Below are 10148 nucleotides of genomic sequence, written 5' to 3'. Positions count from 1 at the left end.
TGGTCGGGGTGATGGGGCATCTGCCGCGCGCGGATGAGGCCGATCCGGCCGCCAACGCCGCGGCGGTGCTGCGGATGCGGCACGGCCGCGACGCGGTGCTCCGCGCCGGCTTCGGTCCGGTGCTCGTGCACCTCGCCGCGACCTCCGGCGCGCTGACCGATCCGGCGACGCACTTCGACCTGGTGCGCGTGGGGGCCGGGCTCGTCGGCATCGATCCGTCGCTCACCACCGTGCTGACCGGCGCGGCGCGGTTCACCGCCGCGGTGGTGCACAGCGCGTTCGTGCCGGCGGGCACCGCGGTCGGGTACGGCGGCGCGCACGTGACGGATCGGGCGACCCACCTCGCGGTCGTGGGCGTCGGATACGCCGACGGCATCCCGCGCGAGCTCGCGCGGGATGCCGGCGTGGAGCTCGACGGTGGCAGGCACCCCATCGTCGGGCGGGTGTCGATGGACCAGATCGTGATCGACACGGGAGCGACCGCGGTGCCGCGCGGGGCCGTCGCGACCGTGTTCGGACCGGAGGGCGGCGCGGTGCCGTCGGCGCAGGACTGGGCGAGGTGGGCGGGCACCATCCCGCACACCATCGTCACCGGCATCGGCCCGCGCGTGGAGAGGGGGATCGCATGACGACCAGGGTGCTGGTGATCGGCGGGGGGCAGAACTCCGAGCACGACGTGTCGCTGGCGTCGGCGGCCGCGGTCGCCGCAGCGCTGCGACTCGGCGACCACGAGGTGGTGTGTGCGACCATCGGCCGCGACGGCGTGTGGCGGTCCGACGCGCTGCCCACGGCCGGGAGCGCGGCAGAGTCACTGCAGCAGGCGCTCGGGCTCCTGGCCACGGTCGACGTCGTGTTCCCCGCCGTGCACGGGGTGCTCGGGGAGGACGGTGCGCTCGCGGCCCTGTGCGCACTCGCCGGGGTGCGCGTGGTCGGCTCCGGGCTGCGGGCGGGCGCGATCGGCATGGACAAGTGGACCACGAAGCTCGTGGCCCAGGCGGTCGGCATCGGCACCGCGCGGGGGCGGCTGGTGGGGGCGGCGGACCTCGGCGACGCGGAGTTCGACGAGCCCGTGGTGGTGAAACCCGTGTCGGCCGGGTCGAGCCACGGTGTGAGCCTGGTGTCGGCGGAGGGCGAGCTGCTGGGGGCGCTGCGGGAGGCCGCGCGCTTCGACCGGCGGATCCTCGTCGAGGAGGTCGTGCGCGGCCGGGAGGTGGACGTGGCCGTGATCCGCGAGAGAGGCGGCGTGCGGTGGGCGGCCCCGCCCCTGGAGATCCACGCGCCCGGACTGTTCGACACCGCGACCAAGTACGACGGCTCGGCCCGCTTCACGGTTCCCGCGCAGCTGGATCCCGCGCAGACGAGCGCCCTGCAGCGGGCGGCGGTGGCCGTGTTCGACGCCCTCGGCTGCGACGGCGTGGCCCGCATGGACTTCTTCCTCACGGAGCGGGGGCCCGTGCTGAACGAGGTCAACACCATGCCGGGCATGACCGCGGCGTCACAGGTGCCGCGCATGTTCGCCGCCGCGGGCGTGCCCTACGTCGATCTCGTGACGCGACTGGTGCGGGCTGCGTCGTGAAGGGGGTCGACAGGGGTCCTGCGACGGCGGATCCTGGGAACATGACGGCGTTCACGGTGCAGGATGCGTTCAGCGGTTTCAGTGTCGACGACCTCGACGCGGCGCAACGGTTCTACGGCGAGACCCTCGGGCTCGAGGTCGCCCGGAATGCGATGGGCTTCCTCGAGCTGCGGCTCGCCAGCGGCGGCAGCATCCTCGTGTACGACAAGCCGAACCACGAGCCGGCGAGCTTCACGATCCTGAACTTCCCGGTGGCTGATGTGGATGCCGCGGTCGACGAGCTGCGCGCCAAGGGGGTCGAGACGAAGATCTACCCCGACGACGTGTTCCCCTCGGACGACCGCGGGATCGTGCGCGGCGACGGACGCGGGCCCGACATCGCGTGGTTCCGCGACCCGGCGGGCAACGTGCTCGCGGTGATGCAGGCCTGACGCCCGTCGGTCCCGCGCCGGCTCAGAGCCGGTCGACCGCGGTCACGGTGACGACCGCCTCGCCGGCCTCGTCTGAGGCGGCGAGGTCGATCGTGGCGCTGATGCCCCAGTCGTGGTCGCCCGCGGGGTCGTCGAGGATCTGCCGCGCGGTCCAGGCCGTCGGGCCCTCGGTGAGCAGCAGCAGCCGGGAGCTGCGGGCGTCGGCACCGGTCAGGATCTCGTCGTGCTCGGCGAAGTAGCCGTCGAGCGCGTCCGACCAGGCGTCGGCGCCGAAGCCGGGGTCGAGCTCGGCGAGTGCCGCCACGTCCTCCCGCGCGGCCAGCTGCACGCGACGGAACAGCTCGTTGCGCACCAGGATGCGGAACGCCCGGGTGTTGGCGGTGAGGCGCTTCGGGGCGGGCGGCACGATCGGCTCGTCCGGCGCGTGCGGGTCGAAGCGGCCGTTGTCGGTGCCCGTCGCGAGCTCGGTCCACTCGTCGAGCAGGCTGGAGTCGATCTGGCGCACGAGCTCGCCCAGCCACGCGATGAGGTCGCGGAGGTCCTCGTCCTTGCGCTCCTCGGGGATCGTCTGCGATGCCGCGCGGTACGCGTCGGACAGGTAGCGCAGCACCACGCCCTCCGACCGGGCGATCTTGTAGAACGCGACGTATTCCCCGAACGACATGGCCCGCTCGTACATGTCGCGCACGACCGACTTGGGGCGGAGGGAGAAGTCGCGGATCCACGGCTGCGCGGCGCTGAACGTCTCGAACGCGGCGTCCAACAGCTCGTCGAGCGGGCGCGGGTAGGTGATCTGCTCCAGCAGCTCCATCCGCTCGTCGTACTCGATCCCCTCCGCCTTCATCGCCGCGACCGCCTCGCCGCGGGCGAGGAACTCCTGCTGGCTGAGCACGGCGCGCGGGTCGTCGAGCGTCGACTCCACGATCGAGATCATGTCGAGCGCGTACGAGCCCGTGCCGGTCCCCGCGGACGGGTCGGGGTCGAGCAGGTCGAACGCGGCGAGGGCGAACGGCGACAGCGGCTGGTTGAGGGCGAAGTTCGGCGGCAGGTCGACCGTGAGGCGGATGTCGCCGTCGGCGGTGCGCTGCACGACTCCCGACTCCCGCAGCGTGCGGAAGATGCCGATCGCCCGGAGCGCCAGCTCCCGCTGTCGGACGCGGGTCTCGTGGTTGTCGTAGACCAGGCGGCGCATGTGGGCGAACACGTCGCCGCCGCGCGCGATCACGTTGAGCATCATGGCGCTGGTGATCTGCATGTGCGAGGTCAGCGTCTCGGGTGTCGCGTCGATGAGCTTGCGGAACGACGGCTCGCCCCACGACACGAACCCGTCGGGCGCCTTCTTGCGGATGATCTTCCGCTTCTTCTTCGGGTCGTCTCCGGCCTTGCGGATCGCGGCGAGGTTCTCGGTCTCGTGCTCCGGAGCCTGGGCCACGACGGTGCCCGCGGTGTCGAAGCCCGCACGCCCCGCACGCCCCGCGATCTGATGGAACTCGCGGGCGTTGAGCTGCCGCATCCGCGTGCCGTCGAACTTCGTCAGGGCGGTCAGCAGCACCGTGCGGATGGGCACGTTGATGCCGACCCCCAGCGTGTCGGTGCCGCAGATCACCCGTAGCAGTCCGCGCTGGGCGAGCTGCTCGACCAGGCGGCGGTACTTCGGGAGCATGCCCGCGTGATGCACGCCGATCCCGGCGCGCAGGAATCGCGACAGCGTCTTGCCGAACGCCGTGGTGAAGCGGAACTCGGCGATCAGGGCCGCGATCTCGTCGCGCTGCTCGCGCGACGCGACCTTCGTGCTCGACAGCGCCTGGGCGCGCTCCATGGCCGCCGACTGCGAGAAGTGCACGATGTAGACCGGCGCCTGCCCGGTGGCGAGCAGGTCGTCGATCGTCTCGTGGATGGGCGTCGTCTCGTAGAAGAAGTGCAGCGGCACCGGGCGCTCGACACCCGTGACCGTCGCGGTCTCCCTGCCCGTGCGTCGGGTCAGGTCGGCAGCGAGCGCGGTCACGTCGCCGAGGGTCGCCGACATGAGCACGAACTGCGCCTGCAGCAGCTCCAGCAACGGCACCTGCCACGCCCACCCGCGCTCCGGGTCGGCGTAGAAGTGGAACTCATCCATCACGACCAGTCCCACGTCGGCGTCGCTGCCGTGCCGCAGGGCGAGGTTGGCGAGGATCTCGGCGGTGCAGCAGATGATGGGAGCTTCCGCGTTGACCGAGGAGTCGCCCGTGATCATGCCGACGTTCTCGGCGCCGAAGACGTCGACCAGGGCGAAGAACTTCTCGCTCACGAGCGCCTTGATCGGCGCCGTGTAGAAGCTCCGACGGTCGCCGACGAGCGCGGCGAAGTGCGCCCCCACCGCAACCAGCGACTTGCCGGTTCCGGTGGGCGTCGAGAGGATCAGGTTGTTCCCCGAGACGATCTCGATGAGCGCCTCGTCCTGGGCGGGGTAGAGCCGGATGCCCGTCGACTCCACCCACTCCACGAACGTCAGGTACACGGCGTCCGGATCGGCCGCGTCGGGAACGGTGGCGGGCTCGAGCCGCGGCGGGGAAGTCATGGTCCCTCGATCATCGCATCTGCATCAGACTCCCGTTCCCGTCACGCCCAGTGCGGTCAGCAGCTCGTAGGCCGTGGACCGCGCGTGCACGATGACCGCGCCGAGCTGCGATTCCGCGGCCGACACCGACAGCAGCAGCTGCCCGTACGGCGCGAGGATGAAGCTCAGCAGCGCCATCTGGCTGTCTTCCACCGACAGCGAGACGATCGCGGACAGCGTGGGTTCGGTACCGCCCGAGATGATCTCCGCCTCGGCGCGGGCCACGCCGAACAGCGAACCGTTCATGGCCGCGAGGTGCTCGCCCGACTGCGGGTCGAGTCCGATCGACGCGATGTGCAGGCCGTCGGCGGTGCCGAGGACGGCCGAGGTCAGCTCGGGGAAGCGGCTCTTCAGCTGCTCCAGCCGGGTGATGGCGGACTGGTTCACGATGCCCGACCAGAGCGCCCAGTTGCCGGCGATGTCGGGGTGCATGCGTGACGGGTCGTGCGGAGCGGCCTCCGCGTCACCGTGTGGTCTCATCAGTTCTCCTCCGGAAGGTCGAGCGCAGCGCTGGCGACGCGCATCACGCTGTCGCGGTCGCGGGCGTCGGCCGCGAGCACGCGCGAGGGTGGCACCGCGTACTGCTGCAGCACGTCGGCGAGAGCCCGACGGATCGAGCCGATCGATCGGTTGTCGCTGTGGCTGACGACGATGATCAGCCGATGCAGCTCGGCGGGGAACAGTCGCAACCACTCCGCCGTGTCGGAGGTCATGGTGGGCTGATCGCCCCGCACCCAGAGCAGGATGCGGGTGCCGGGCAGCGACACGTTCGGTCGTGCTGCGGCGAACCGGCGCTGCCCCGGTACGCCGATGAGCGCGACAGAGACCTCGGGTGTCGGCCGCCACGTGCCGAAGTCGAGCCCGACCGTGGTCGTCGTCTTGTCCTCGCCCTGGGCCGCGGTGGCGCTCATCGGCACGTCGGTGTCGACCGGCGGCACGTCGCTCAGAGCGCGCACCGCGGTGGTCTTGCCGGCGCCGACGGGCCCCGCGAAGATCATGCGATATCGGGTCGGCATGTCTGCTCGTCGCCAACGAGAGCGTCTCAGCGGCTTCTCCGAGGAGTGTGCCCTGCGTGGCCGCGAGCTTCCGAGGCCGCTCCCGACGGCCTCCTCGGTCAAGCGGCGAGCGCCGTGACGTGGCGGTTCACCGACGAGCGCAGCATCGCCAGGTTCGTCGCCTGCCGATCGGCCGCGATGTACAGGAACATGCCGCCGTCGATGAGCTTGAGGAGGTGCAGCTGCGTGTCGAGCGTGAGCAGCATGTCCTCCAGGTGGGCGTCGAGCCCGAGCGCCTCGATGGTGCGGTTCTTGTTCTTCACGATCTCGGCGTTGAAGGCGCTCGCGACATCGAGATCGAAGTCCGGTCGGGTCGAGCTCGACGTGATCGGCAGCCCCGACTCCAGGTCGACGATCGACGCGCCGATGAAGCCGTTGATGTCGTGGGCGATGTCGTCGATCAGCTGGTTCAGCTCATCTTGCGTGGCCATGGTTCTCCCCAGTGTGTGGTCTTCACCGCGCACACCAGAGACCGCCCAGTGCGGTCACCCCCAGAGTGCACGCGATCAGAAAAGTGTATAACGTTACCCGCCACTGCGCGAACCGGGTCCCGCCACGCCGCGCTCGAGCGTCAGCCCTCGCGGCGCCGCACGATCTCGGCGATCCACAGCGGGGCGAACGGCGAGGTGCAGCCGGGAGCGGTGGGGTAGTCCGCCAGGACACGCAGGCGCTCGCCGATGTCGATGGCCCTGGAGCGGTGCTCCCGGTGGAAGATGCCGATCGTCGCGAGCGTCTCGTTCATCGCCCACTGCAAGCGTGGCGGCGCGTCGGCGAGGTCACGCTCGATGCGGTCGAGCAGCGCGTCGAGATCGAGCCCGTCGTGCTCTTTCGCGACGCGCACGGTCGTGAGCGACCAGGCGGCCGCGGCCACGGTGGGATCCGGGTCGTCGAACCAGCGGGTGCGGAGCTCCTCCGTGAGCGGCGACTTCTTCACGACGTAGTTCACGAACCAGTCGTTGACCTTCGGCGGACGCGTGTCGCGCAGCAGGGCGTCCAGCTCGTCGGCGGTGAAGTCCCGCGGCCGGCAGATCAGGATCGCCAAGAGCCGGGCGGCGGTGTCGCCGGTCGCCCACAGCGCGGTCGCGAGCGCCTGGTCGGTCCCGATCCGCTTGGCCAGGGCGCGCATCCGGCTGAGGTTGATGCCGTGGTCGTCGCCGCGCTTCTCGTTCGCCGCGCGCTGCTTCGGATCTTCGAGCGCCGCGAGCTCGGCCACGGCGGCGTCCACGGTCATACCGGCCATGCTCACAGGGTACGCGCGGTCACTCCTCGTCGAGCAGCTCCCCGCGGATCCGCCGCAGGTCCTCCATGAGCGACCCGACGAGGATCCAGTGCTGCGACGACGGCGGACGGACCACCAGCGGCGCCGTGAGGGCCGGGATCGCCGAGGTCAGCGCCTCGGGCTCGGGCGCCGGCGCGGACGACTGCACTGCGAGCCGCACGTCGTGCCCCGCCCGGCGCAGCTGCTCCGCGATCGCGGCCACCGCCGGCTCCTCGCCGAGGCGGTCGTCGTAGTGGTCGAAGTAGGCGCGGGTCATCCCGATGGTCTGCGTGACGATGGGGGACAGGCGGTCGAGCAGCTGCCGCAGTTCCGCCAGGTCGGCCCGGTGGGTCGAGCGGCGCGGGTTGAGGGTGAGCGACTCCTCCCCGGCGGCGATCGCGGCCTCGGCGGCATCCTTCATCGGGCGGAGCAGCCGCACCTCGAGCATCAGCTCCTGGAGCCGCGCGGGGGTCTGCGGCTCGGGGAGGGCATCGGCGAGGCGGTCCAGGCTCGCCGCGAGCTCGCGCCCGAGGAGTCCGACGTCGCGCCGTGCCGGCTCGACCAGCACGGGCGGCACGATCAGGGCGTTCACCACGATGCCGATCACCACGCCGATCAGCGTCTCGGCGATGCGGGCGATCGCATACTCCGGGCTCGACGACCCCAGGGCCAGCACGAGCATCGCCGAGATCGCCACCTGGTTGCCGGTGCCCGGCGAGGCGCGGAAGATCCAGGCGACGAGCATCGCCACCACGATCGCGAGCAGCACGATCCAGCTCGGTGAGCCGAGGAGGAGCCCCAGCGCGACGGCGATCACCACGCCGACGATCACGCCGATGCTGCGCTCCAGCGCCTTGGACAGCGACTGGTTGACGCTCGGCTGCACCACCAGCAGGGCCGCGATCGCCGCGAACACGGGCAGCTGCCCCGGGAAGGCCCAGCCCGCGATCAGCCAGGCCGCGATCGTGGCCGCGGCCGACTTCACGACCTGCAGCAGCGGTGACCGCTGGGAGGCGCGGATCGCGGCGGGGATGCGCATGGCCTCCACGCTAGTGCGCCCGCGGGCGCGGGATGATACGCGCCGACTGCCGACCCGTCCATCGGGGTGGTGGATCCGTCGGGACGGCGGAGAGTGGGCCGCCCAGTGACAAACGACCCGGCGAGGAGGCCGACATGTACTTCCACCTGCAGCAGCTCATCAACGACATCGAGGTCGATGAACCGGACCCCGCGGCGGCCAACGCGCTGCAGGAGGGTCTGGGCGGCCAGTTCGGCGAGATGCGCACGATGATGCAGTACCTGTTCCAGAGCATCAACTTCCGTGGTCCAGCGGGCAAGCCGTATCGCGACCTCATCCAGGGCATCGGCACCGAGGAGATCAGCCACGTCGAGCTGATCGGCACGACGATCTCCCGGCTGCTCGACGGCTCCCCCGCATACCAGGGCAAGAAGGACGCCCCCGTGGACGCACCGGGAGCCGGCGGCGCGGTGCCGCTCGAGATCGCGCTCGACCACAGCAACATCCACCACTACCTGGTCGGCGCGCAGGGCGCCCTGCCGGTGGACGCGGCGGGGAACCCGTGGATGGGCAGCTACGTGTACAACTCCGGCAACCTCGTGCTCGACCTGCTCTACAACCTCATGCTCGAGTCGACCGGCAGGCTGCAGAAGTGCCGCCTGTACGAGATGACGGCGAACAAGACGGCGCGCTCCACGATCTCGTACCTCATCGTGCGCGATCAGGCGCACGAGAACGCCTACGCGAAGGCGCTCGAGACGCTGGGGGTGAACTGGCGCACCAGCCTGCCGATCCCCAAGACGAACGCCGAGAGGTTCCCCGAGGTGAAGCGGCTGCTCGACCTCGGTCTGCAGAGCACGCAGTACTCGTTCGACCTGGACGACCGTTCCGAGGCCGGACGCATCTTCCAGGGGATGTCGCCGTCGGGCGACGGCACCGAGCTGATCGCCGACCAGCAGGCGCCGGAGGGCGTGCCGTCCGTCATCGCGCCGGAGCGCCCCGAGGAGTTCGCGCCGGGTGCGGACGCCGAGCTGCAGGCGCTCATCCAGGCCACCGCCGAGATGGAGATGGCCGACATCGAGGCGACCTTCGGCCGGATGACGTCGAGCTGAGGACAGTCGTCGATCCGCGCTGCGATGTCAACCCCGTGGCCGATACCGGCTCGTGACGCCTGAATGGAAGCACACGAACGACGAACAGCAGAGGAGCATCCCATGGTGCAGATCATCGAGACCATCGACGTCGACGTTCCCGTCCGCACGGCATACAACCAGTGGACGCAGTTCGAGAGCTTCCCGAAGTTCCTCGACGAGGTCGTGTCCATCACGCAGACCGACGACACCCACACCCACTGGAAGGTGAACGTGGGTGGAGCGGAGCGCGAGTTCGACGCCGAGATCACCGAGCAGCACCCGGATGAGCGCGTCGCCTGGAACAGCGTCGGCGGCGAGACCGAGCACGCGGGCGTGGTGACCTTCCACAAGCTCGACGACACGTCGACCCGCGTCACGGTGCAGCTCGACTGGGAGCCGGAGGGGCTGCTGGAGAACGTGGGCGCGCTCGTCGGCGCCGGCTCGCACGCGGTGAAGAAGGACCTCAAGAACTTCAAGGAGTTCATCGAGGGGCGCGGCGTCGAGACGGGCGCCTGGCGCGGCGACGTCGACGCCTGATCCGCGGGCGACCGGAGGGCGCGCGACCGGAGATCGACGAGGCCCGGAGCACCGCAGCACGCGGGGTTCCGGGCCTCGTCGCGTGTCCGGCGTGCGCGGAGTCGGGGGTGCGCACGTCGGCGCCCCGTGCTTGCATGAGCGCATGGAGAGGGACCGGAGGCTGCGCGCCGAGGCTGCAGCGGTCGCGGCGACCGCCGTGTGCTTCGTGCTCGGCGTCGGCGCGGGACTCGTCGTGCTGCGCGGGGCGTCCAGGCCGCTGACCGGCGAGACGGGTCTGGCGATGCCGGTCGCCGTGGTCGCCGGGGTGATCGCCGCGGGGGCCTTCGCGGTGAGCACACTGCGGCACCGTCGCGGCGAGACCACCGGGATGCCGCGCTGGCAGGTGATCGTGTCGCACCTCTCGGCAGGCGCACTCACGCTCGCGTTCGGAGCCGTGACCGTGATGGGCGTGCTGCTCACAGCGGAGGTGCTGGCCGTCGGGCTGCGCGGGCTCGAGCTCGGGGCGGTGGGCGGCGGTCTGCTCGCCGGGGTCGCGGCGGCCGTG

Annotated in this window: 11 protein-coding genes and 1 pseudogene; 6 read left to right on the top strand and 6 right to left on the bottom strand. The window is 71.0% G+C overall.

What is annotated here, in order from left to right:
• From DW309_RS11900 to DW309_RS11890, 3 genes are all read left to right on the top strand, one after another.
• The coding region (locus tag DW309_RS11900) for an alanine racemase (RefSeq protein WP_205812750.1) at nt 1–629 on the top strand (629 nt) is incomplete at its 5' end.
• Entirely contained in the window at nt 626–1576 is a 951-nt protein-coding gene (locus DW309_RS11895; RefSeq protein ID WP_136036692.1) for a D-alanine--D-alanine ligase family protein, read from the top strand. The genes DW309_RS11900 and DW309_RS11895, both read left to right, overlap by 4 nt.
• Before the next feature lie 41 nt (nt 1577–1617).
• Nucleotides 1618–2007: a VOC family protein gene (locus tag DW309_RS11890; RefSeq protein WP_136036685.1), complete on the top strand. Its 390-nt coding sequence runs from the start codon at nt 1618–1620 to the stop codon at nt 2005–2007.
• Between the two features lie 22 nt (nt 2008–2029).
• On the opposite strand, the gene DW309_RS11885 is transcribed toward DW309_RS11890, so the two are convergent.
• The 6 genes from DW309_RS11885 to DW309_RS11860 all read right to left on the bottom strand — a co-directional run bounded on the left by DW309_RS11885 (nt 2030) and on the right by DW309_RS11860 (nt 7955).
• Nucleotides 2030–4564: a DEAD/DEAH box helicase gene (locus tag DW309_RS11885; protein WP_136045496.1), complete on the bottom strand. Its 2535-nt coding sequence runs from the start codon at nt 4562–4564 to the stop codon at nt 2030–2032.
• A 24-nt stretch (nt 4565–4588) separates the two neighbouring features.
• Nucleotides 4589–5083 (bottom strand): roadblock/LC7 domain-containing protein, encoded by a 495-nt coding sequence (locus DW309_RS11880; protein ID WP_136036683.1) that lies wholly within the window; start codon nt 5081–5083, stop codon nt 4589–4591.
• Nucleotides 5083–5619 (bottom strand): GTP-binding protein, encoded by a 537-nt coding sequence (locus DW309_RS11875; protein WP_136045495.1) that lies wholly within the window; start codon nt 5617–5619, stop codon nt 5083–5085. Before DW309_RS11875 ends, DW309_RS11880 begins: the two co-directional genes overlap by 1 nt.
• 98 nt (nt 5620–5717) lie before the next feature.
• Nucleotides 5718–6089, bottom strand: a complete 372-nt coding sequence (locus tag DW309_RS11870; protein ID WP_136045494.1) for a roadblock/LC7 domain-containing protein — start codon at nt 6087–6089, stop codon at nt 5718–5720.
• Nucleotides 6090–6229: 140 nt separating this feature from the next.
• The gene (locus tag DW309_RS11865; RefSeq protein WP_136045493.1) at nt 6230–6898 is read right to left on the bottom strand and encodes a DNA alkylation repair protein; all 669 of its coding nucleotides are present in this window, start codon (nt 6896–6898) and stop codon (nt 6230–6232) included.
• A gap of 19 nt (nt 6899–6917) precedes the next feature.
• A complete protein-coding gene (locus tag DW309_RS11860) occupies nt 6918–7955 on the bottom strand; it encodes an FUSC family protein (RefSeq protein ID WP_136032684.1) in 1038 nt (345 codons plus the stop codon).
• 134 nt (nt 7956–8089) lie between these two features.
• Here DW309_RS11860 and DW309_RS11855 point away from each other — a divergent pair, with 134 nt between their 5' ends.
• From DW309_RS11855 to DW309_RS11845, 3 genes and pseudogenes are all read left to right on the top strand, one after another.
• Entirely contained in the window at nt 8090–9046 is a 957-nt protein-coding gene (locus DW309_RS11855; protein ID WP_136045492.1) for a manganese catalase family protein, read from the top strand.
• Between the two features lie 102 nt (nt 9047–9148).
• Entirely contained in the window at nt 9149–9604 is a 456-nt protein-coding gene (locus DW309_RS11850) for an SRPBCC family protein (protein ID WP_136045491.1), read from the top strand.
• 142 nt (nt 9605–9746) lie between these two features.
• Nucleotides 9747–10148 (top strand): annotated as a pseudogene (locus tag DW309_RS11845) (hypothetical protein); the annotation flags it as partial.

This window comes from Microbacterium sp. K41, from assembly GCF_004794395.1.
GTDB classification, from domain to species: domain Bacteria; phylum Actinomycetota; class Actinomycetes; order Actinomycetales; family Microbacteriaceae; genus Microbacterium; species Microbacterium sufflavum.
Note: the sequence above shows the minus strand (reverse complement) of the source record. Positions and strands in the feature narration are given on the sequence as shown.